Here is a 21,230-nt window from a genome sequence, read left to right on the forward strand (position 1 = left end):
GGACGCCACGGCCGCGGACACCGCCCCCGCCACGAGACCCCGCTTCACCCGCTCGCTGCGCTGGGCCCTCGTCAAGGCCGCCGTCGCCGGCACCACGATGGTCGCGCTGGCCTTCCTCATCCCGCTCGGGCTGATGGTCCAGCAGACCGCGAGCGACCGCGCCTTCACCGCCGCCGAACGGCAGGCCGCGGCCCTCGGCCCGGCCCTCGCCATCACCACCGACCAGGACCCGATCGCCCGCGCCGTCGCCTCCACCGACGCCGGCGCGCACGACCGGATCGCCGTCCACCTGCCCTCCGGCGGCATCGTCGGCGAGGGCCGGGCCGCCGCCGCCGACCTCGCCACCGCCGGCGGGGACCGCAGCGACGGCAGCGGACGCGCCTTCACCGTCCACGTCGCCGGCGGCTTCGCACTCCTCCAGCCGGTCGCCGTCGAGGGCGGCCGGATCGCCGTCGTCGAGGTGTACGTCGCCGAGGCCGACCTCAGCCGCGGCGTCGGCACCGCCTGGCTGGTGCTGTCGCTCGTCGCCCTGGCCCTGGTCGCGATCGCCGTACTGGTCGCCGACCGGCTCGGCGCCCGGATCGTCGGCTCGGCCCGCCGCCTCGCCGGCGCGGCCCGCTCGCTCGGCGCCGGCAACCTCGCCGTCCGGGTGCCCGTCGACGGCGACCGCGCCAAGGGCGCCCCCGAGGAACTCCGCGAGGCCGGCCACGCCTTCAACGCCATGGCCGACCGGGTCGTCCACCTGCTCGCCGCCGAACGCGAACTCGCCGCCGACCTCTCGCACCGGCTGCGCACCCCGCTCACCGTGCTGCGGCTCAACGCCGCCTCGCTCGGCAGCGGCGACGCCGCCGACGCCACCCGGCACGCCGTCGCCCAGCTGGAACGCGAGGTCGACCAGATCATCCGCTCCGCCCGGCGCGGCCGCGACGAGACGCCCGCCGTCCAACTCGGCTGCGACGCCGCCGAGGTGATCCGCGAACGGGTCGGCTTCTGGTCCGCGCTCGCCGAGGACGAGGGCCGGCCCTGGCAGCTCGCCGGCGCCGACGCACCCGTCCACGTCCCGGTGCAGCGCGGCGACCTCGCCGCCGCCGTCGACGCCCTGCTCGGCAACGTCTTCCGGCACACCGCGATGGGCACCGCCTTCTCCGTCGACGTGCTGGCCACCGAGAGCTCCGTCATCGTGCTGGTCGGCGACGCCGGACCGGGCTTCACCGACCCCGAGGCCGCCATCGAACGCGGCGCCGGACACGGCGGCGAGGGCTCCACCGGCCTCGGCCTGGACATCGTCCGCAAGCTCACCGAGGCCACCGGCGGCGACCTCGCCCTCGGACGCTCCGCCGGCCTCGGCGGCGCCGAGATCCGGCTGCGCCTGCAGACCCGCCCGTCCGGCGACACCCCGCGCGCCGGCCGGCGGCGGCGGGTGCGGCCCGGCCGCCGCCGCACCGCCGGGGTCGAGTAGCGGCAGCCGGCAGCGGGACGGCCTGCGCCGGGGCGGCGGGGGCGAGCAGTGGGACGGCGGGCGGGCGGGCCGGTCCGGCACCACCGGCCTTAAGAGCTCCCTAAGAGAGGCTCACCCCTTCCTGAGCAGCGGATTCACCGGGTTTACGGGCCGGTAGCGTCGGCGGCGCCGGGTCGGTCAGGGCCCGGTCCGACCCCTCTCAGCGGAGGTACCCGACCATGCCGAGCCAGCCCGTCCGACGCCAGGGCCACCGCCGTCGCAGCCGCAAGGGCGCCGTCCTCGGAGCCTCCGCGATCGCCACCGTGATCGTCGCGGGCGGCGTGGCGGCCCTCGCCTCGTCCGCCAGCGCCGCCTCGCTCGGCGCCGTGTACAGCCGCACCAGCACCTGGGACAGCGGCTACACCGGCCAGTACGTCGTCAGCAACACCACCTCCGCCGCGATCGACGGCTGGACGCTCAGCTTCGACCTGCCGGCCGGCGCCAAGATCTCCTCGCTGTGGAACGCCAGCTACACCGCCTCCGGCCAGCACGTCACCGTGAAGCCCGAGTCCTGGAACAAGCGGATCGAGCCCGGCCGCACCGTCGACGTCGGCTTCGTCGTCCAGGGCTCCGGCGGCGCCCAGGCCGAACCCGGCCACTGCCTGATCAACGACGTCTCCTGCAGCACGGGCACCGGCCCCGCGCCCACCCCCTCCGGCCGGCCCACCACCGCCACCCCGAAGCCGAGCACCAGCCCCACCGGCAGCACCCCCAAGCCGACCGCCACCCCGACCCCCACCGCGACGAAGACCACCGCCTCGCCGACCCCCACCAGCACCGGCACCCCCGGCGGCGGCCGCTTCGCCCCCTACGTCGACACCTCGCTCTACCCGGCCTTCGACCTGGTCGGCACCGCCAAGGCCACCGGCGTGAAGCAGTACACCCTCGCCTTCGTCGTCTCCGGCGGCGGCTGCACCCCGAAGTGGGGCGGCGTCAGCGACCTCACCACCGACGCGGTGGCCGCCCAGATCGGCGCGCTCCGCGCGGCCGGCGGCGACGTCAGGGTCTCCTTCGGCGGCGCCAACGGCAGCGAACTCGCCACCGCCTGCTCCTCCGCCGGCGAGCTCGCCACCGCCTACCAGAAGGCCGTCGACGCGTACGGCCTCACCAAGGTCGACTTCGACGTCGAGGGCGGCGCACTCGCCAACACCGCCGCCAACACCCGGCGCGCCCAGGCGATCGCCCAGCTCCAGCGCACCGCCGCCGGCAAGGGCAAGGCCCTGGACGTCTCCTTCACGCTGCCCGCCCTGCCCAGCGGCCTGACCCAGGACGGCATCAACCTGGTCGCCAACGCCAAGGACAACGGCGTGCAGGTCGGCGCGGTCAACATCATGGCGATGGACTACGGCGACGGCGCCGCCCCCAACCCGCAGGGCCGGATGGGCAAGTACGCCATCGACGCCGCCACCGCCACCCAGGCCCAGATCAAGAGCGTCCTCGGCCTCTCCGACAGCGCCGCGTGGGCCAAGACCGCCGTCACCCCGATGATCGGCGTCAACGACGTCGCCAGCGAGGTCTTCACCGTGGCCGACGCCACCCAGCTGGCCGAGTTCGCCAAGACCAAGCACCTCGCCTGGCTGGCCATGTGGTCCGGCACCCGTGACAAGGCCTGCCCCGGCGGTGCCAAGGCCTTCGCCGACGCCACCTGCAGCAGCATCGACCAGCAGCCGCTCGCCTTCACCCGCGCCTTCGGCGCCTACACCGGCTGACCGACCCCGCGACCGCGCGCGGCGCCCGTCCGCCCGCATGCAGGCCGCGGAACACGGCGGCACCCTCCGGAGCACGGGGCCGGAGGGCGCCGCCGCGCCCGTGCCCGGCCGCCGCTCCGACCTGCGGAGCGGCGGCCGTCCGCCGTCGTGGCCTGGGAGTCCGCGGGACACGTCGGGTAGTGTCGCTAGCTGGTTCACCGGCGGACGGAGCAGAACGTGACAGCGGTGCGAGAGGCCGACCGGACGGCCGGCCGACAGCCCGAACGGCAGTCCCCACCCACCCCGGACACCGGACGGCAGCAGCTCCCCGCCCTGCTCCGGGCCCCGCTGCAGGCGCTGCGCGAGGCCCCGCGCGGCCCGCTCACCGCGGCCGCCGCCCTCGCCGTGGTCTCGCTGCTCGCCTACGCCACCGTCCGGCACTTCGTCGGCACCTCGATGGTCGACATGATCGTCTACCGGGCGGAGGGCGCCGCCGTCGCCCACGGCCAGGACCTCTACGCGCTGCGGGTCACCGAGTGGAACCTGCCCGCCACCTATCCGCCGTTCGCCGCGATGCTCTTCGTGCCGACCACCTGGTTCGGCATCGGCGTCCTGCGGGTCGCCGTCACCGCAGGCAACGTCGTCCTGCTCGGCGTGCTCGCCCACCTCTCCTTCGAACTCGTCGGCTGGCCCCGTCGGGAACTGCGCCCGATCGGCATCCTGCTGGTCACCGGCCTCGGCGTCTGGCTCGAACCGGTCTTCACGACCCTGCGCTACGGCCAGATCAACCTCGTCCTGGCCTGCCTGATCCTCTGGGACCTCAACCGCCCCGACGGGAAGCCCGCCGCAGGACTGCTGCGCCGCCTCCCCAAGGGCGTCGCCATCGGCATCGCCGCCGGCATCAAGCTCACGCCCGGCCTCTTCGCCGTCTACCTGATGATCACCGGACGGGTCCGGTCCTCCCTCACCGCCGGCCTCACCTTCCTCGGCACCGTCGCCCTCGGCACCCTGCTGCTGCCCAACGCCACCTGGGGCTTCTGGACGAAGTACCTCTACGACTCCAGCCGGGTCGGCAAGACCGAGATCGTCGACAACCAGTCCGTCCGCGGCGCCGTCGCCCGCCTGCTGCACACCGCCGACCCCGGCACCCTGGCCACCCTCGCCGGCGCCACCGTCGCCGTCGCCGGCCTCGCCACTGCCGCCTGGGCCCACCGCAGCGCCCGCTGGCTGCCCCGCGGCGAGGCCTGGGGCATCTGCTGCGCCGCGGTCACCGCCGTGCTCATCTCGCCGATCAGCTGGACCCACCACTGGGTCTGGTGCGTGCCGGTGCTCGTCCTGCTCGCCGCCGAGGCCGCCCACGAACGCTCCCGGCCCGCCACCGTCCGGCGGCTGCGGTGGCGGCCGATCCTCGGCGCCACGCTGCTCGCCTTCCTCTCCTTCGCCATGTGGGTCGTCCCGCACAAGGGCGACCTCGACCTGCACCTCGCGCCGCTCGCCCAGGCCCCCGCCGCGGTCTACCCGCTGGCCGGCGTCGGCTTCCTGGCCGTCGCCGCCGCCCGGGTCGCGGCGCGCCGCCGCGCCGCCGGTGAGCCGCTGCTGCGACTGCCCGAACAGCGCCCCGGCTCCTGGGCCGACGGCCGCCGCTCGGAGGGCCGCCGCTCCGAGGGACGCGTCCGGGCCTAGCTAGAGCGCGTCCTCAAAGTGCCCAGTGGTCGATTCAGGGGCGCGGGGAGACTAGAGGTGCTCCCACGCGCGCCGGTGGCTGCGGCCGGGCCGGCCCGTGCGGCTTCGGCATGCCCCCGCGGCGTGCCGTGGCCGTCCGGGCCGGCGCGGTCCTCCCGTCCGATCGGCGGCGGCTCACGGGGGAGCCGCCGGGCCCGTTCACCCGGGCGTGAAGCCCGGCGGCCGGTGGGCCGTTCACTCGGCCGTGGGGCCGCCCGCGCCCACCGTTCACGCCAGCAGCTCGGCCAGGCAGTGGTCCATGTCCAGCGCCGCCAGCTCGCCGCCCGGCGGAACCAGCCGGTGCGCCCGCTCCAGCCACCCCGCCACCGGTGCCAGCGGCGCCTCCAGCAGCGCGTCCCCGGCCGGGGAGCTCAGCGCCACGCACAGCACCCCGCGCCGCCCCGACCGCTTCGGCCAGATCCGCACGTCGCCCTGCCCGCACGGCCGGAACGTCCCCTCCACCAGCAGCTCCCGCGCGAACACCCAGGTCACCGGGTTGCCCGTGTCGAGGTGGAAGGTCGCGTGCACCGCCAGCGGGTCGTGGCTGCCGTACGACAGCCGGGCCGGAAGCGGCACGCTGCGCTCCGGCGACAGCACCAGCTCCACGTCCAGTTCCAGTTCCACCACGCTCGGGGTCTGCTCCATGGCCGGATCCTCTCCGCTCGACCGGGCCGCCGTTCGGCCCCTCGGAAGAGGAGAGCGACCAGCCCGCGCGCTCTTACACCGGTTCGGGAAGGAGTGTTTTTCCCGAGAACCCACGGGAAGGGCGGGACGGAAGTACTACCCTTTGTGACTGCCTGGCGACTGTCCGCCTGCGCTCCAAGCGCCCTCGGCGCTGCCACGAAAGAAGAACCGCATGACGGACCGACCCAACGGCGGCGCCGCGGACACCGCCGTCGGCCCCATGCCGGGCTACTACCCGGACCCGTCCATCCCGGGTTTCGTCCGTTACTGGGGTGGCACCGGGTGGGTCCCCGGCACCACCCGCCCCGCGCCCGCCGAGGGCGAGGTCCTGGAGCCGCCGCGCATCGTCAGCCGGCAGACCCCGCCGCTCGCCCCGCCGACCACCGCCCCGCCGACCGCCGTCCCGCAGGCTCCGAGGCCGCACGCCCCCGTCCCGCAGGCGCCCGTGCCGCCGCCGGCCGGCCCCGGGCCCTCCGCCGCTGCCGTACCGGCCGCGCCCGGCGAGGCAGGGGTGCCGACACCCGCGACGCCGTCGCTGCCGGACTGGCCGTCCCCGCCGCTCTCGGCCTCGGACACCCAGACCGGCCCGGTGTACTTCGACGAGACGTCCGCCGGGGCCTCGTTCGTGATGGCCGCCCACGCCGAGGTCGAACTGCGCCCCCGCGCGGACGTCGAGCCGCTGCGGGCCGAGCAGCCCGCGCTGCGCCCCGTCCCGCCGGCACTGGTGCCCTCGCCGTTCGCGGTACCGCCCGCCCGCTCGGTGCCGTCCGAGGCGCTGCCCCCGGCGGAGCAGCCGCCCACGGCGGAGGAGTCGGAGGAGCGGATCCCCGCGGCCCGGTCGGGCGGCTCCGGATGGCAGGCCGACCCGGGGGCACAGCACGGCCTGCTGGAGACGGGCGCGGCCCCGCGCTGGGTGTCGTGGGGCGTCCTGCCGACCGGAGCCGAGGCGGACGCCGCTGCCGCCGGCGTGGACCATGTGGCGGCGCCCCCGTCCTTCCCGGCGCCGGCCCCCGTCCGGGCCGTGCACACGCTGCAGAAGGCACCTGTCCCGGCCGCCGCGACGGCCGCTCCCGAAGCCCGGGCGGCCGAGGTGCATGCGACGGTTCCCGAGCCGCCGGTGGTGGAGGAGCCGGAGACGCTGCCGACGCTCGAGGCCGCGCCGGCGGGCGAGCCGAGGGTCGAGCCGGCGCCCGGGTCGACGGTCGGGGCCGAGTCCGCCGTGCCCGCGGCGGCCGAGACGGCCGAGACGGCCGAGACGGGCGAGCCTGCTCCGGCGGCGCCCCCCGCGGAGCGGTCGGAGCCGGAGTCCGGCGAGCAGCCCCATGCGGCCCCCGAACCGGACGGGCACCAGGAGCGGGTGTCCCCGGAGACGTCTGCCACGGTGCACCGGCCCGAGGCAGCCCGTTCGGCGACCGCCCGGCCCGCACCCACCCGGCCGGCAGCTGCCCGGCCTGCAGGTGCCCGTCCGGCGGCTGCCCGACCTGCGGCCTCCCGTGTTCCGGAGGCCCGACCTGCGGAGCAGACCGGGGCGCGAGCCGCCGACCGGCCCGCGCCGGGCCGGCGTCCGGCCGAGCAGGTCTCGCCCGGGCAGCGTCCGTCCCAGCAGACCGCGGCCGGGCAGCGTCCGGCTGCGGCGGCGCGCAAGGCGGTTCCGAAGCCGGTTCCGCTGCAGTCGGCCGGGCTCGGCCGCCGACTGGCCGCGCGCATCGTGGACTCCCTGCTGGTCCTGGTGGTGGCGGCGGCCGCCGGGGTGCCGCTCGGCACGGCGGCCGTCGCGCACGTCCGGGAGAAGCTCGACCAGGCGCGGACGGCCTCCGCACTGGCCGGTCACGAGGTGCGGGTGTGGCTGGTCGACGGCGTCGTCCTGGGCAAGGTGGGCGTCCTGATCGGCGTCCTCGTGGTGTTCGGCGTGCTGTACGAGGTGCTGCCGACGACCCGGACCGGCCAGACCTTCGGCAAGCGGCTCGTGCGGATCCGGGTGGTCGCCGTCCGCGGTGCGGGCAGCGGGCGGGGCGCGCCGCCCTCCTTCGGCCGGTCGCTGGTGCGATGGGTCGTCAGGCAGCTGTCCGTACTGATGCCGATCGGTCTGCTGTGGCCGTTGTTCGACCGGCGGACCCGCCGCGGCTGGCAGGACCGCGCGGCCGCCACCCGCGTCGTGAAGGGCTGATCGGAGGTCGCCGCCCGGCGCGCCGTCGGCGCGAACGCGGGGGTGCCGGGCACTCGGCAACCCCGTCAAAACGTACCGAATATGCCGATTTCGTAGCATCCCCGATGTTCTACTCGGTGCATGAGCACCAATGACCCCTCAGGCCAGGAGCCGGAAGGGGGCGGCAAGCCCTCCTTCGACAAGCAGCCCCCGCAGGAGGGCACGCCGTCCGGTGCGCCGTCCGACCCGTACGGCGCGCCCCCGCCGCCCCCGCCCCCGGCGGGGAGTCCGTACGACGCCCCCGGCGAGTACACGGGGACCTACGGTGCCCCGCCGCCCGGCTTCGGGGCGGGCCCCGGCCGTGGCGCGGCACCGCCACCGACCCCCGGTACGGCGCCCGGTGCCGGCCCGGTGCCCGGCATGCCGCCGCTCGGCACCTGGCCCAACCGGATCGTCGCCGCGCTGGTGGACTTCGTCCTGGTCGAGGCGGTCGCGGTGGCGCTGGTGGTCCCGTTCGCCAGCTTCGGCAAGCAGGACGGCTGGGTCGGCGCCACCTGGCTCGGATACCTGCTCTGGCTGGTCTACGGCGGCCTGATGCTCAGCCGGGACGGCCAGACCCTCGGCAAGAAGCTGATGAAGGTGCGGGTCGCCATGCTCGTCGACGGCAGTGTCCCCAGTCCGGCGGCCGCCTGGACCAGGGCCGCGGTGTTCGTCGTCCCCGCGCTGATCTGCTGCGGCGGACTCTGGTGGCCGATCGACGGCCTGTTCGGCGTCTTCGACAAGCCGTACCGGCAGTGCATCCACGACAAGGCCGCGAAGACGGTCGTGGTCTCCACGGCGATCTGACGGCCGCTCGGGCGGGCCGGACGGTGGAGCGCGGGGAGGGGCGACGGAACGATCCGCGGGCCGCCGCCGGGGTCAGGACCGGCCGCAGCCCGCGGAAGCAGGTGGAGTGGGGCCGCTGGTCAGGACCGGCCCGCGTACTCCGGCCGCGGCCCCGGTACGGCCGCCGCCTCCGGGGCGGTATCGGCCCGGGCAGGCTCTGCCGGGCTCGGTGCGCCGTGGTCGGGGCGTCGCTGGGCGGAGAGTGTCATCAGCAGTGCCGTCGCCAGCGTCCCCAGCGCCACGGCGAAGGCCACCAGCACCGCGACCTCGAACACGCCCGTGGACCCGGAGACCGCCAGCAGGGCGACGGCCGATGCGACGACGGTGAAGGTGCCGGTGCAGATCTGAGGGAGAGTCGGACGCGGCATGGCGGTCAGTCCTTCATGCGGAGTCGGTGGGGGAGCCCGGTCGTCAGGACCTCGGGAGCGGTCCATCCGAGGTCTACCCAGCACGGCGGACCTCTACGTCCAGCGTAATCCCGCATATGCCGGGCATGAGGGGCGCACAGGTTCACGGCCGACCGCCCCCGATGCCACGGCGCTGCGCCCCTGCCCGCCCGCGGTCGGTACGGTGATCGTCGGAACACCGTCATGACACCTGGGGGAGATTGTGAGCGTTCCCGCCGACTGGCCGGTCGAGGCAGCCGAGGCACTCGCCGTCCAACAGCGCCTGCGGCCACTGGTGTCCGCCACCGGGCCGGCGCCCGCGGCGGGTTCCCTGGTGGCGGGCGTGGACGTGGCCTACGACGACGAACGGGACGTCGTCGCCGCCGCAGCCGTCCTGCTCGACTACGACACCCTGGAGGTCGTCGACGAGTTCACGGCCGTCGGCCCGGTCGCCTTCCCCTACCTCCCCGGCCTGCTGGCCTTCCGCGAACTCCCGGCCGTCCTGGAGGCGCTGGCCGGCCTGCAGCACGAGCCCGACCTCGTGGTCTGCGACGGGTACGGGCTCGCCCACCCCCGCCGCCTCGGCCTGGCCAGCCACCTCGGTGTCCACACCGGCCTGCGGACCATCGGCGTCGCCAAGACCCCGTTCACGTTCACCCACCTGCCGCCCGGGCCCGAACGCGGCGCCTGGTCGCCGCTGATGGACGCCGGCGAGGAGGTCGGCCGCGCCGTCCGCACCCGGCAGGGGGTCAAGCCGGTCTTCGTCTCCGTCGGCCACCGCATCGGGCTGGCCGAAGCGGTGGAGACCACCCTCGCCCTCACCCCCTCCTTCCGTCTCCCCGAGACCACCCGGCGCGCCGACTCCCTCTGCCGCCGCGCGCTGGCCGCCGCCGTCGCCTGACGGAGCGCCAGTTCGCGGCCCCCGCTGCCACTGCAGGTCAGCCGGGAGGCCCGGCCCGCGCCGTGAGGGGTTGGTTTTGGCCCGACGTGGCATGTGTTAGACATAAGGGTCAGGACCCGGGTCATGACGCCAGGAAGTACGGGGGAGGCACGAAAGACGTGAGCACGGGGAGCGGTTCCGGTTACCGCGTGGAAGTGGACGGCCTGCGCGCCTTCGCGTCGCAGGTACGGGGACTGTTGGGCGAGTTCGAGTCCGCCGCGGGCGGCTCCCGGGTGCACAGCCAGAGCGGGGTCAGCCGCAGTGCGTTCGGCACTTTCCCCGAGGCCGAGGCACTGCACGCCAGGTACCAGGACATGCGGGACAGCCTGCGGGAAGTCCTGGACGCGCTTCAGCAGGCCATCGAGGAAGCCCAGCACAAGGCCGAGCTGACGGCACGGAACTACGAGGAGCAGGAGCACGAGACCTCCCGCTCCCTCAAGGTCAACTCCGACGGCTGGTCGGTGGGCAGCACCGCCACGCCCGTCACGGCGTCGTACCGGTCGAGCACCACCGCCGCGCCTGCAGTGGGCCCGAAGGGTCCCACGGGCAGCTCGCCGGCAGGTAGCGGAGACCCGCAACCGTCGTGGTAGTGAACGATGTCCTGAACAGGGACAGCCAGCTTGAGGCCGATTTCGGGACGGGGACGGAAGGCGTCCGAGCATGAGCGGATACACGAACTTCAACGGCTACAGCCACGGTGACATGCGGAGCATGGTCCAGTCGATGGACTCCGGCGGTGTCATGGCGGCCAGCGACCCCTGGCGCAAGGCCGCCGACACGCTCAAGCAGATCCGCACGGCTCTGAACACCGCTTCGGCGGACGCGACGTCCTCCTGGGAGGGCGAGACCAGCGACGCCTTCTACTCGAAGATGACCAGGCTCTCCAACGCCGTCAACAACGCGGCGGCATACGCCAACGACGCTGCGCAGACCATGCAGATGATGTCCGAGGCGATCGACACCGCCAAGCGGGACATGCCCGAGGAGCCGAGCTTCTGGGACAAGGCCGGCGACGCACTGAGCGACACGGCCAAGTCCGCCGTCGGCGTCAGCGACGAGGACACCCGGACCGCCGTCGCCGACGAGAAGAAGGCCCAGGCGGTCGCGGTCATGGAGACGCTGGCGGCCAAGTACCGCGTGGCGACGTCTAACCTGAAGCCGCCGACCCGTGTGGGTCGAGAGGATATTGAGGACCTCCAGCCGCCAGACTCGTCCGCGGCATCCGCCATCAGCGGCCTGTTGGTCGGCGGCGGGCTGGGTCTCGCTGGTAGTTCCAGCTCGGGCACGGGATCGGGTGCCGCCACAGTCCGTCGGTCTTCCTCGACGTCCTCGCCGCAGTCTCCGAAGACCTCGACGACCCGCATCACCGACAGCGGCATCAGCGGTGGCACGGCCAACCCCACGCCCAAGCCCAAGACCCCGACTCCGGTCGGGCCAGGCACTGGCATCGACGGCGCCACCGTCACCAACCGGCCTCCCACCACGAGCGGCCCCGGTGCTGGTGCCGGTCAGGTTGGTCCGGGCGGCTCCGCCGGGGGGCAGCACGGAGGCGGTGGCGGAGTCATCGACGCCGGTCTCGGCGGCGGGGGCCGCGGCGCCGGAGGCGGAACGGGCCTCGGCCGCGGTAGCTCCGGTGGTACTGGCAGCGGTCTCGGCCGGGGTGGCAACGCCTTCGGCGCCGGCGGAATGGGCGGTGGCAATGGCCTCGGCTCCGGCGCAGGCGGTCGGTCGGCCGGTGGCGGCGCGGGCGGCGCGGGCGGCAGCCTCGCCCGGCGCGGCGGCGGCGTGATCGGCGAGCCCGGCGCGGGCGGCGCGGGGCGAGGCTCCTTCACCGAGGGCGGTTCGGGTCTCGGACGCAGCCGTCCCGGCCAGGGCGCGGCCGGAGCGGGTGGCCAGGGCCACGGCATGCCCGGATCGCAGGCCGGTAAGAAGAAGGACAAGAAGGACGACAAGCGGCGTCCCGACTACCTCGTCGAGGACGAGGAGACCTGGGCGTCAGGGGATCGGGCCAATCCCAACGTGGTGGAATGATCCCCAGCACCCCGAGGTGTGCCCACAGCTGATCGGGCGTCTCGTTGCCACCCCTGGCGACGAGGCGCCCACCGGACGGACGAGGTGACGACGGCTTGACGACCAACCGACCGATGCGGGGTATGGCCGTGCTCGCTGCGGGCGCCCTCGTGTGGGGGATCAGCACTGCACCGGCGGGCGCGGACACCGTCCGTGAAGGCCAATGGCCACTGATCAACTACCACGCCACGACGGATGTCTGGCCCATCAGCCAGGGCGACGGTGTCACCGTAGCTGTCATTGACAGCGGCGTCGCCGAGCACCAGGACCTCACGGGGCAGGTGCTTCCCGGCACGGACTGTTCCGGCGAGGGATTGGACTACAAGACTGACAAGGTCGGTCACGGAACGGCCATGGCCAGCTTGATTGCGGGGCACGGCCACGGCGAGCAGGCCGGGGTGATGGGCCTTGCGCCGAAGGCGAAGATCCTTCCCGTTCGCATCGGCACCTTCGATGTCGACAGTGGGAGCATGGTTTCCGGAAACCTTGCCGAGTGCCTGAGGTATGCCGTTGATCACGGCGTAAAGGTCGTCAACATGTCGATCTCGGGTTCGAGCGCCGAGGCTGGCGTGCGGGACGCCGTCAAGTACGCCGTCGAGAAGGACGTGGTGGTAGTCGCCTCTGCGGGAAACACGGGTGGAGACCATCCTGTTGAGTACCCGAGCGCGTTTCCCGGCGTTGTTTCGGTAGGAGCCGTGGACCAACGGGGCAACATCTGGTCCAGGTCGAACACCGGTCCCGAGGTCACCCTCGCCGCACCCGGCGTCGACATCTACAGCGCAACCGCCAAGTCGGCCTCCAGCTACGGCAAGGGCAACGGCACTTCCGGAGCGGCTGCCTACGTCTCCGCCATCGCCGCGCTCGTCCGGTCGAAGTACCCGAACCTCTCGGCGGGCCAGGTCATCAACCGGATGATCAAGTCGGCGGTCGCCCCGCCCGACAAGTCGACCGTCCCGAACAACAAGTACGGCTACGGCATCGCCTCCGCCAAGGGCGCGCTCGCGCCGAACCCCGCGGTCGACAACGGGCCGAAGGAGAACCCGCTGCTCACCCGGGTGGAGTCGCAGGCGGACCCGTCGGGCAAGCCGTCCTCCGGCGCCTCGAAGCCGGCCCCGGGCAACAGCACCTCGCCCGACAGCAGCTCCGCCGCGAAGGACGACGGCGGTATCCCGGTCTACGTGCTGGCCATCGTCGGCGTTCTGGCGCTGGTGGTGATCGGCGGTGTGATCGTGCTGGTCCGCCGCTCGCGCGGCAACGGCAACGGCAGCGGCGGTGGTGGCAACGGTGGCGGCGGTGGCGGCTTCGTACCGCCGACCCCGCCGCCGTACGGGCCTGGCGCGCAGCAGTTCCCGCCGCAGCAGCAGGCGCCGTACGCCGGTCAGGGGCAGCCGCAGCAGTCCTCCTACGCGGGCCAGGGCAACGGCCAGCCGCAGCAGTACGGCTCCGCGCAGCCGTACCAGCAGCACCCGCCGCAGCAGCCTCCGGCGGGCGGCACGCCCTACCGCTGACACGCCTACGAACGGCGGAAGGTTCGCAGGTCACGAGGGCCCTTCGGGTACTGGTGGACTACTTGTCCCCAGCGATTCGAAGGGCCGTCACATGTTCAAGAAGCTCTCCGCCGTCCTCGCGCTCTCCGCTGCCGCCACCGTCTTCGCCGCCCCGGCGCCGGCCTTCGCGGACGGGCCCAAGACGCCCGAGGAGGCGGCGGTCTGCAAGGCGATGCTGTCGTCGGCGTTCCCGGGCCTCGGGCAGGCCGCGATCGACGCGATCTGCGCCGTTCAGGACGACGGCACCACCAGCTGAACCGCCCGGTTTTCCACAATCGTTGATTACGGACGGCTGCTGCCGGACTAGGCTCGCAGCCGTGGATTGTTACACATGTGTTCGCAACGGCGACCCGGAAGGCCTGCCTCCGCGTGAGCTGATCGGCGGGGACGAGCACTGGCGGGTCGCCCACGCCTTCGGCTCCGCCCTGCCGGGGTGGCTCGTCCTGGTGCCCCGGCGGCACGTCACGGCGATCGCCGAGCTGACCGACGCGGAGGCCGCGAGCCTCGGCCTCTGGCAGGTCCGGCTCTCCAGGGCGCTCGCCGAGGTGACGGGTTGTGCGAAGACGTACGTGGCACAGTTCGCCGAGGCAGAGGGCTTCGCTCACGTGCACTTCCACGTCGTGCCGCGCAGCCCCGACCAGCCGGAGGAACTGCGCGGGCCGCGGGTGTTCGGTCTGCTCGGCAAGGACGCCGCTGCCGCGGTCGAGCCGGAGGAGATGGACCGGCTGGCCCTCCGGCTCCGGGCTGCGCTGGCCGGCTGAACATCTGCGGGCCTCCGGCCGAGCGCCCGACGGCCACCGGCAGCGGGAGTCAGAGCCTGCGGTACATCACCAGCAGGTCGACGTAGCCGAGTTCGGCGTGCAGGAAGCCCTCGGGGACGGTGCCGACGGTCTCGAAGCCCAGGGACTTCCACAGCGCCACGGCCCGGTGGTTGGTCGCTACGACGGCGTTGTACTGGACGGCGCGGTAGCCGTCGGCGCGGGCCTGGGCGATGACGTGCTCGCCGAGGGCGCGGCCCACCCCGCGCCGGGCGTGGCGCGGGTCGACCATGAACCCGGCGTTGGCGACGTGCGAGCCGGGACCGCCCTGGTTGGGGTGCGTCTCCGCGCTGCCGAGCACGGTGCCGTCGGCGTCCACGGCGACCACCGTCCGGCCCGGTGGCCGCTTGAGCCACATGTCGCGGGCCTCGTCCTCGGAGATGTCCCGCGGCCAGGTGTAGGTGTCGCCGGCCGCGACGATGTCGCGCAGGAACGGCCAGATCGCGGGCCAGTCGTCCGGGGTCGCCGCGCGGATGGTCATGCCCGCGGGGGCCGCCGGTGCGGCCTCCGCCGCCGTGGTGTCGTGCTCGGTCGCGCCGGTCATACCAGCTCCTTCGAGAGCCAGATCTCGGCGTACGGGTCGTCGCCGTACGGATCGGTCGGGCGGTAGCCGAGGCGGGTGTACAGGGCGATCGCCTCGGTCAGGTCGCGGCGGGTGTTGAGCAGCATGCGCGTCACTCCACGGGACCGTGCGGTCTCCTCCGCGGCGCCGACAAGCCGCCGCCCGGCGCCGCCGCGGCGGGCGGACCGCGTGACGAACACCCGGGTGAGCTCGCCGGTGTCCGCCGAGAGCCAGCGGACGCCGGCGCAGGCCACAGGTGCCGCCCCGGCCCTGGCCAGCAGGAAGACACCGCGGCCGCCCGACAGGTCGGTGCCGTCGCCGACCTCGTGGGCGATCTCCGTCTCCTCGGCAGGCCTCCCGTAGTAGCGGCTGATCAGCTCGTCCAGGTAGGCGTGCAGCACCGCGCGGCAGTCGGGGTCGCCTACCGGCGCGGGGGCGATGGACCAGGTGTCAGGGGCAGGGACGTTCACCTCGCCATTCTCGGTGGAGGCCCTCGGCCTGGTGCAACGCATTTTCCGACCGCCGACCGCCGACCGCCGACCGCCGACCGCCGACCGCCGACCGCCGACCGCTGCCCGCCGACCGCTCGCCCCGGCCCCTGCCGTCGGAGGACGCGCCCGGACCCGGTCGGGATCACTCGAAGGAATGAAGGATCTTCGGAACAGCGGAGTTATCCACAGGCCGGCAACGAGTTCGGTCGAGCCCGCCCGAACCGTGCTGACATGTAGCCATGAACGAGCACCTCCTGATGGGCCGTGTCCCCCGCACCTTCTCTGCCGCACGGTTGTGGGCCGGCCGGCACACCGCAACGGCCGGCGGGCCGACCGGCCGACCGGCCCGCCTCGACCAGTGCGGCCGGGGCGAGATGGGCGCGCGAGATCCGGCCGTTGCCCGCGGCCGACCTCTCCGGCGACTTCGTGGACGCCGCCCGTACCCCGACGCGCGAGCACCGGGACGAGATCCGTGCTACCTGCGCGGCGTACGGCGGGGCCGTTGGCAGCATCTTGGCGGCGGCTGGCGTTCCCGCCACTGGTGGGGCGGGAGAGGCCGACGGCATCCTGGGTGCATGATCACTCCTGACACCAAGGACTGGACCTGGGTCCTCGAGCGCTCCTGCGACGACTGCGGGCTGGACACCCCGGCCGTGGCCCGTGAGGCCGTGGCGGGCATGGTGCGCGCCAACGCCGCCGAGTGGCAGCGGCTGCTCGCGGCCGACCCCGCCGAGCTGCGGCGCCGCCCGAGGCCCGAGGTCTGGTCGACGCTGGAGTACGCCTGCCACGTCCGGGACGTCTTCCGTCTCTTCGACCGGCGGCTCCTGCTGATGCTGACCGAGGACGCCCCGGCCTTCGCCAACTGGGACCAGGACGAGACGGCGGTCGCCGATCGCTACGCCGAGCAGGACCCGGCCACCGTGAGCGCCGAGCTGGCCACCGCGGCCGAGCAGTTGGCGCAGTCCTTCGCGGGGGTGTCGGGCGAGCAGTGGCAGCGCACCGGCCTGCGGAGCGACGGCGCGCGGTTCACCGTGGAGACCTTCGCGCAGTACCTGATCCACGACCCGGTGCACCACCTGTACGACGTCACCGGCGTCCGCCTCTGACCCGCGCCGCCCCGCTGCCGTTCCCGGCGCCCGGCCGGTGGCGACGGCGGCCACGGCGACGGCGGTCGTCGTCCCGGGCGGTCGTTGTCCCCGGCGGCCACAGCGTCGGCGGCCTCGGCGACGGCAGGCCGGGCGGACGAGCCCGGCTCGCCGCCTCCTGCGGCGTCCGCCGGACCGCGGTGCCTCAGTCCGTCGTCCAGTCCGGTTCGGCGGGCCAGGCCGGCAGCCCGTGCGGGGCGGCCTCGGCGAGCAGTTCCACCGGTCCGCCGCCGCTCCGGACGGCCAGCACGAACCGGTGCCGGTCGCCGATCCGCCGCGGCTCGAAGGCGATGTGCACGAAGGGTGCCGTGGGTGAGGAGGACGCGGCCAGCCGCGCCAACTCCGTGTCCACGCGTGCCCATTCGTCCGCGGGCACGTACTGGCGCATGATCGAGTGCCAGACCACGGTGAGCGTTCCCTCGGCCACTTCGGCGTCGGCCAGGAAGTCACCGGCGCCCATGGTGTCGACCCGGGTGGGCACCTCCGCGGCCAGCTGGAGCGCCCCCTCCAGCCGCGCCGTGCGGGCCGGCTGGTCGGGCCACACGTACGCGCGCAGGGCGAGCGACCCGTCTGCCGACCGAGGGTCGATCGGGGTGAGGTCGCAGCCGCGGCGCTCGGCGAAGGCCAACGGTTCGGCCCGGGCCGGCAGCCAGGAGGGCGGAGTGCCCCGCCAGGCGTCCGGCAGTTGCACCGGCGAATCGGCCGGCCCGCAGGAGTAGCCGGGGGAGGAACAGTGGAAGTGGTCGGCCAGTTGGTTGAGGCCGGCGCTGGAACCGAGTTCGAGCAGCCGGATCGGCAGGCGCCGGTCGCCCAGGGTATGCAGCAGGCCGGCGATCAGCATGTTCGAGCGGCCGACCTCGTTGGTCTGCGGGGGCCGGGTCAGCCAGTCCCGCACCCACGGCATGTGGTCGGCGACGGCCTGCCGGAAGGCGGGCCAGGCGGCATCGGGCCGCGCCGGGTCGGTGCTTCCGCCGGCGCTCGGGTAATGGGCGGCGAGGTCCGGAGCCCGGCCGGTGAGGACCAGGGCGTGCACGCCGCCGAGCAGCCGCAGCGCGACGGCCTGCGGCCCTGCGGCGTCCTCGTGGCCGGCGACGGCGGCCGCACAGGGTCCGCCGTCGCGGATGTCGGCCGCAGCGCGGTGCAGCAGGGCGGCGTAGAGCGGGGAGCCGAGTTCGGCACAGGCGGTGGCCTGCTGTTCGAACACGGCGACGGTGTGCTCGATGGACACGTGGGTTCTCCGTCCGGTCGACTGGAGATCATCATTCGCCCGCGCGACACCGTCCGTCAGTAGGGCATGCGGTGATTCGGATCACCGGATCGGAACGCCGCCGGTCACCACTCCTGAGGCATCCGGCGAAGTGCGTGGCGGAGCTGCCCGGCGACGCTGGCGGTCTCCGCACCCACCACGTCGGCGATCTCGGGGGCGGCCAGGCCCACCACGTAGTGCAGGATGGCGAGGTCCTCGTCGGCCGGTGCGGGGCGGTGCTCGGCGAGCGGCTCGCTGTTCGGCCGCTCGCACTCCGCGACCGTGCTCCGCAGGATCTGCCAGGCGATCGCCGTGGGGTTGGAACTGCCCAGGACCTCGGGCCACACCTGGGCGAGTGTGCAGAAGGCCTGGTCGACCACCCGGCCGGCCGCGGACGGGTCGTGGAACCAGACCCGGGCGTAACTCAGGTACCGGGGGCGGTGCAGTTCGCAGAACGCCGTGAACTCCAGGGGCATGGCTGCCAGACCGGCGTCGGCGGCGGGGCTGATCGATGCCGTGGCAGGGACATGACGATCAGTCACATCAGCCTCTCGATCTGGTCGCGTCGGAAGGGGAGCCCGGTGCTCACTCTAGGCCCTCGCGCAGCTGCTTTGGGTGACAAGTCCCGCCGATGTGTGCGGGAACCGGCCTGGGCGCGCTGTGATGTGACGGTCAATCAGCAGTGGCGTCGGGGCCTCCGGCAGGTGCGAGGGTATCGCACCTGGTCACGGAGGGTAGAGCGGTAGTGGCTGGAGCGGTGTTGATGTGCGACCGTGGGGCGCATGACGGATCTGGCGCATCCATCCGATCACCCGCACCCCTCGCGGGACGCCCACACCCGGGACGCCCACACCCGGGACCCGCACGCCGGGGACCCGCACGCCGGGGACTCGGGCGCAGGGGATCTGCATGCCGCGAATCCGTGCGGCCCGAATCCGTACACCCGTGCGCCGCAGGACTCCGCCGCGCACCTCCCGGACGCACACCTCCGCGACGCGCGCCCCCAGGACTCCGGCCCCCACGGCACCCGCCTCCAGGACCACCATGTTCACCATGTCCGCCCCCACGAGCTCCACCAGCCCCACGAGCACCATCGCCACGACGAACTCGACGAGCACGAGCACCATCACGACCTGCACCATCACGACCCGCACCATCACGACGCGCACCATCACGACCCGCACGGCCACGGCACGGACCATCACGGCGCGCACCCCCACCACACCCACGGCCGCGGCGTCCCCGCCCGACTCGGCCACCTGCTCCGCCCGCACTCCCACCACGCCTCCGACAAGGTCGACGAGGCCATGGACACCTCCGCCGACGGGCTGCGGACCCTGTGGATCTCGCTCCTCGTCCTCGCCCTCGCCGCCGTCCTGCAGGCGGCTGTGGTGCTGCTCTCGGACTCGGTCGCGCTGCTCGGCGACACCGTGCACAACGTGGCCGACGCGCTCACCGCCGTCCCGCTCGCCATCGCCTTCCTGCTCGGCCGCCGTGCCGCAAACCGCAGCTTCACCTACGGCTACGGACGGGCGGAGGACCTCGCAGGGGTGGCCGTGGTGGCCACCGTCGCGGCGTCCGCCGTGCTGGCCGCCGCGACCGCCGTCGACCGGCTGCTCCACCCGCAACAGGTCGGCCACCTCTGGGCGGTGGCGGCTGCTGCGGTGGTGGGCTGCCTGGGCAACGAGTGGGTGGCACGTTACCGCATCCGGACCGGCCGCCGGATCGGTTCGGCCGCGCTGGTCGCGGACGGAATCCACGCGCGCGCCGACGGGCTCACCTCGCTGGCCGTCCTGCTCGGCGCGGGCGGTTCGGCGCTGGGCTGGCGGGTCGCCGATCCACTGGTCGGTCTGGTGATCACGGCGGCGATACTGGTGGTCCTGCGCAGCTCGGTGCGGGAGGTCGGCCGCCGGCTGATGGACGGCGTCGAGCCCGCGCTGGTGGACGCCGCCGAGCGCGGGCTGCGCGAGGTGGACGGCGTCCGCGGGGTGGGTGCGCTGCGGATGCGCTGGGTCGGCCACGCGCTGCGCGCGGAGGCCGAGGTGGCCGTCGACGGCTCGCTCACCGTGGCGGAGGGCCACCGGGTCGCGGAGGCCGCCGAGCAGGCGCTGAAGCAGGCCCTGCCGCGCCTGGTCGCGGCCACTGTCCACATCGACACCGCGGAGCCCCCAGAGCCCGTGGAGCCTGCGGCGGCCCGGGCGGCTCCGGCCTGACGGCGCCAGGGCCGTGCCGGGGCCGCCCCTGATGCGGCGTCAGGGTGGCGTCCGGGCGCGGTCCGGGCTCTCACCGATGTCAGCCGGACAGGCCCGGGCAGCAGGCTGACCGTCATGGAATCCGACACCTTTCGTGGCAGCCTCCGACCCGCAGCATGCGACCCGGCGGACCCCGGTCCGGCGGCACCCCCTCCGGCGTCGTCCGACCCCGCAGGGGCCGCCGGGCCGGGGTCGCGGCCCTCACCGCTCTCGCCGCCGCCGGCCTCGCCCTGGCCGCCCCCGCGGCGGCGCACGCCACCGACACCGTGAACGCTCCTGACACCGTGAACGCTCCTGACACCGCGCACGCTGCCCTACCGGGCATTGCGGCCGTCGGGGCAGCGTCCGCCGGCACGGCGGCCGCCCCGACCCCGGAGGCCGAACTGGCCGCGCTGGAGGCCGGCTACGCCGACTGCCCGGAGCTCCCGCAGGGCGTCGACCCCGCGCGCTGGCGGTGCGAGGTGCACCTGGCCACCCCGAAGCTGCACCTCGGCGCCGCCGACCTCCCGGTGCTGCGGCCGATCATGATGGTGCACGCCGAGGGCCCGCTCGCGGACGGCGCGCCCGGGCAGGTCTGGGGCGCCTGGCACGGCGGCGGTCCGGTCGCGGTGCCCGGCGGTCTCACCGGCACCCCGGCCGGGGACCGCAGCCCGGTGCTCGGGCTGTCGCTGGAGGCGGACTACGGAGGCGCCTCGGACTTCTACACCGGCAGCATGCAGATGCGCTTCCGGCTCTCCGGCCCGCTGCTGCCGGCCGGCTGTGAGGTCGGGCGGAGCACGCCGGTGGGCCTGCACTTCAAGCGGGCGGGTTCCTCGGAGTGGGTCTCCCGGAACCCGCCGCTGATCCACTTCTCGGCGTACGACGACACCTTCGCCGCCCCCGCGCCGGAGGGTTGCGGCCCGTTGACCGGGCTGTTGTCCCACCGGCTCGGACTGCCGGCGACGGGCGGCAACCTGCTGTCGTACGACGCGAGTTACACCTTCAGGACGTACGACCGGCTGCGCTGACGCCGCTGCCGGCGGTGTGCCGGCCGCGTCCGCCCGCCCGTGGTCCGACCGCGACCTGGACGCCGGACAGCTCGCAGACGGAGGCTCCGGCCGGCGCCGCACCGGCCGGGGCCGCCGTGCCCGCGCTGTTCGCCGCCAGCGCC

General features: G+C 74.4%; 20 protein-coding genes. 14 read left to right on the forward strand and 6 right to left on the reverse strand.

Annotated elements, in window-relative coordinates; genetic code table 11:
- Positions 1 to 55: 55 nt before the first annotated feature.
- The 3 genes from KSNIM_RS23785 to KSNIM_RS23795 all read left to right on the forward strand — a co-directional run bounded on the left by KSNIM_RS23785 (position 56) and on the right by KSNIM_RS23795 (position 4,869).
- Positions 56 to 1,459 (forward strand): sensor histidine kinase, encoded by a 1,404-nt coding sequence (locus tag KSNIM_RS23785; RefSeq protein WP_263108082.1) that lies wholly within the window; start codon positions 56 to 58, stop codon positions 1,457 to 1,459.
- Positions 1,460 to 1,677: 218 nt separating this feature from the next.
- On the forward strand, positions 1,678 to 3,207 hold the full coding sequence (locus tag KSNIM_RS23790) for a cellulose binding domain-containing protein (RefSeq protein WP_263105180.1): 1,530 nt from the start codon (positions 1,678 to 1,680) through the stop codon (positions 3,205 to 3,207).
- A gap of 216 nt (positions 3,208 to 3,423) precedes the next feature.
- Positions 3,424 to 4,869, forward strand: a complete 1,446-nt coding sequence (locus tag KSNIM_RS23795) for a glycosyltransferase 87 family protein (protein WP_263105181.1) — start codon at positions 3,424 to 3,426, stop codon at positions 4,867 to 4,869.
- A 267-nt stretch (positions 4,870 to 5,136) separates the two neighbouring features.
- Here KSNIM_RS23795 and KSNIM_RS23800 read toward each other — a convergent pair whose 3' ends face one another.
- Positions 5,137 to 5,553 (reverse strand): SsgA family sporulation/cell division regulator, encoded by a 417-nt coding sequence (locus KSNIM_RS23800; RefSeq protein WP_263105183.1) that lies wholly within the window; start codon positions 5,551 to 5,553, stop codon positions 5,137 to 5,139.
- 211 nt (positions 5,554 to 5,764) lie between these two features.
- Here KSNIM_RS23800 and KSNIM_RS23805 point away from each other — a divergent pair, with 211 nt between their 5' ends.
- Complete coding sequence (locus KSNIM_RS23805) at positions 5,765 to 7,759, forward strand: RDD family protein (protein WP_263105184.1); 1,995 nt, start codon at positions 5,765 to 5,767, stop codon at positions 7,757 to 7,759.
- A gap of 120 nt (positions 7,760 to 7,879) precedes the next feature.
- Positions 7,880 to 8,584 (forward strand): RDD family protein, encoded by a 705-nt coding sequence (locus KSNIM_RS23810; RefSeq protein ID WP_263105185.1) that lies wholly within the window; start codon positions 7,880 to 7,882, stop codon positions 8,582 to 8,584.
- Between the two features lie 119 nt (positions 8,585 to 8,703).
- Here the strand turns inward: KSNIM_RS23810 and KSNIM_RS23815 are convergent, their stop codons facing one another.
- Positions 8,704 to 8,991 carry a hypothetical protein gene (locus KSNIM_RS23815; protein ID WP_263105186.1) on the reverse strand — a complete coding sequence of 96 codons (288 nt, stop codon included), beginning with the start codon at positions 8,989 to 8,991 and terminating at the stop codon, positions 8,704 to 8,706.
- A gap of 241 nt (positions 8,992 to 9,232) precedes the next feature.
- On the opposite strand from KSNIM_RS23815, the gene KSNIM_RS23820 reads away from it, so the two are divergent.
- The 6 genes from KSNIM_RS23820 to KSNIM_RS23845 all read left to right on the forward strand — a co-directional run bounded on the left by KSNIM_RS23820 (position 9,233) and on the right by KSNIM_RS23845 (position 14,327).
- Entirely contained in the window at positions 9,233 to 9,910 is a 678-nt protein-coding gene (locus tag KSNIM_RS23820; protein WP_263105187.1) for an endonuclease V, read from the forward strand.
- A gap of 188 nt (positions 9,911 to 10,098) precedes the next feature.
- Positions 10,099 to 10,539: a hypothetical protein gene (locus tag KSNIM_RS23825; RefSeq protein ID WP_263105188.1), complete on the forward strand. Its 441-nt coding sequence runs from the start codon at positions 10,099 to 10,101 to the stop codon at positions 10,537 to 10,539.
- Positions 10,540 to 10,609: 70 nt separating this feature from the next.
- Positions 10,610 to 11,980: a WXG100 family type VII secretion target gene (locus tag KSNIM_RS23830; protein ID WP_263105189.1), complete on the forward strand. Its 1,371-nt coding sequence runs from the start codon at positions 10,610 to 10,612 to the stop codon at positions 11,978 to 11,980.
- A 95-nt stretch (positions 11,981 to 12,075) separates the two neighbouring features.
- Positions 12,076 to 13,527 carry a type VII secretion-associated serine protease mycosin gene (gene mycP, locus KSNIM_RS23835; protein WP_263105190.1) on the forward strand — a complete coding sequence of 484 codons (1,452 nt, stop codon included), beginning with the start codon at positions 12,076 to 12,078 and terminating at the stop codon, positions 13,525 to 13,527.
- A gap of 91 nt (positions 13,528 to 13,618) precedes the next feature.
- Positions 13,619 to 13,822: a hypothetical protein gene (locus KSNIM_RS23840; protein ID WP_263105191.1), complete on the forward strand. Its 204-nt coding sequence runs from the start codon at positions 13,619 to 13,621 to the stop codon at positions 13,820 to 13,822.
- Between the two features lie 61 nt (positions 13,823 to 13,883).
- Positions 13,884 to 14,327, forward strand: a complete 444-nt coding sequence (locus KSNIM_RS23845; RefSeq protein ID WP_263105192.1) for an HIT family protein — start codon at positions 13,884 to 13,886, stop codon at positions 14,325 to 14,327.
- A 49-nt stretch (positions 14,328 to 14,376) separates the two neighbouring features.
- Here KSNIM_RS23845 and KSNIM_RS23850 read toward each other — a convergent pair whose 3' ends face one another.
- Together KSNIM_RS23850 and KSNIM_RS23855 are read right to left on the reverse strand one after the other, a co-directional pair.
- A complete protein-coding gene (locus KSNIM_RS23850; protein WP_263108083.1) occupies positions 14,377 to 14,865 on the reverse strand; it encodes a GNAT family N-acetyltransferase in 489 nt (162 codons plus the stop codon).
- A gap of 59 nt (positions 14,866 to 14,924) precedes the next feature.
- Positions 14,925 to 15,416 carry a GNAT family N-acetyltransferase gene (locus KSNIM_RS23855; RefSeq protein WP_263105193.1) on the reverse strand — a complete coding sequence of 164 codons (492 nt, stop codon included), beginning with the start codon at positions 15,414 to 15,416 and terminating at the stop codon, positions 14,925 to 14,927.
- A gap of 596 nt (positions 15,417 to 16,012) precedes the next feature.
- Here KSNIM_RS23855 and KSNIM_RS23860 point away from each other — a divergent pair.
- Positions 16,013 to 16,543: a DinB family protein gene (locus tag KSNIM_RS23860; RefSeq protein WP_263105194.1), complete on the forward strand. Its 531-nt coding sequence runs from the start codon at positions 16,013 to 16,015 to the stop codon at positions 16,541 to 16,543.
- A gap of 184 nt (positions 16,544 to 16,727) precedes the next feature.
- Here the strand turns inward: KSNIM_RS23860 and KSNIM_RS23865 are convergent, their stop codons facing one another.
- Positions 16,728 to 17,810 (reverse strand): DUF2332 domain-containing protein, encoded by a 1,083-nt coding sequence (locus KSNIM_RS23865; protein ID WP_263105195.1) that lies wholly within the window; start codon positions 17,808 to 17,810, stop codon positions 16,728 to 16,730.
- 104 nt (positions 17,811 to 17,914) lie between these two features.
- Positions 17,915 to 18,304: a hypothetical protein gene (locus KSNIM_RS23870; RefSeq protein WP_263105196.1), complete on the reverse strand. Its 390-nt coding sequence runs from the start codon at positions 18,302 to 18,304 to the stop codon at positions 17,915 to 17,917.
- Between the two features lie 657 nt (positions 18,305 to 18,961).
- Between KSNIM_RS23870 and KSNIM_RS23875 the strand changes: the two genes are divergently transcribed.
- Both KSNIM_RS23875 and KSNIM_RS23880 read left to right on the forward strand, forming a co-directional pair.
- Positions 18,962 to 20,041 carry a cation diffusion facilitator family transporter gene (locus KSNIM_RS23875; RefSeq protein ID WP_263108084.1) on the forward strand — a complete coding sequence of 360 codons (1,080 nt, stop codon included), beginning with the start codon at positions 18,962 to 18,964 and terminating at the stop codon, positions 20,039 to 20,041.
- Between the two features lie 155 nt (positions 20,042 to 20,196).
- Positions 20,197 to 21,087, forward strand: a complete 891-nt coding sequence (locus KSNIM_RS23880) for a hypothetical protein (protein ID WP_263105197.1) — start codon at positions 20,197 to 20,199, stop codon at positions 21,085 to 21,087.
- Positions 21,088 to 21,230: the final 143 nt, after the last annotated feature.

The organism is Kitasatospora sp. DSM 101779 (assembly GCF_025655475.1).
Lineage (GTDB): Bacteria > Actinomycetota > Actinomycetes > Streptomycetales > Streptomycetaceae > Kitasatospora.

Excerpts from the sequence above, each read along its gene's own strand:
- KSNIM_RS23800 (WP_263105183.1), bottom strand. The coding sequence starts at position 5,553 with ATGGAGCAGACCCCGAGCGTGGTGGAACTGGAACTGGACGTGGAGCTG.
- KSNIM_RS23790 (WP_263105180.1), top strand. The coding sequence starts at position 1,678 with ATGCCGAGCCAGCCCGTCCGACGCCAGGGCCACCGCCGTCGCAGCCGC.
- KSNIM_RS23830 (WP_263105189.1), top strand. The coding sequence starts at position 10,610 with ATGAGCGGATACACGAACTTCAACGGCTACAGCCACGGTGACATGCGG.
- KSNIM_RS23880 (WP_263105197.1), top strand. The coding sequence starts at position 20,197 with ATGCGACCCGGCGGACCCCGGTCCGGCGGCACCCCCTCCGGCGTCGTC.
- KSNIM_RS23810 (WP_263105185.1), top strand. The coding sequence starts at position 7,880 with ATGAGCACCAATGACCCCTCAGGCCAGGAGCCGGAAGGGGGCGGCAAG.
- KSNIM_RS23870 (WP_263105196.1), bottom strand. The coding sequence starts at position 18,304 with ATGCCCCTGGAGTTCACGGCGTTCTGCGAACTGCACCGCCCCCGGTAC.
- KSNIM_RS23805 (WP_263105184.1), top strand. The coding sequence starts at position 5,765 with ATGACGGACCGACCCAACGGCGGCGCCGCGGACACCGCCGTCGGCCCC.
- KSNIM_RS23850 (WP_263108083.1), bottom strand. The coding sequence starts at position 14,865 with ATGACCATCCGCGCGGCGACCCCGGACGACTGGCCCGCGATCTGGCCG.
- KSNIM_RS23840 (WP_263105191.1), top strand. The coding sequence starts at position 13,619 with ATGTTCAAGAAGCTCTCCGCCGTCCTCGCGCTCTCCGCTGCCGCCACC.
- KSNIM_RS23860 (WP_263105194.1), top strand. The coding sequence starts at position 16,013 with ATGATCACTCCTGACACCAAGGACTGGACCTGGGTCCTCGAGCGCTCC.
- KSNIM_RS23815 (WP_263105186.1), bottom strand. The coding sequence starts at position 8,991 with ATGCCGCGTCCGACTCTCCCTCAGATCTGCACCGGCACCTTCACCGTC.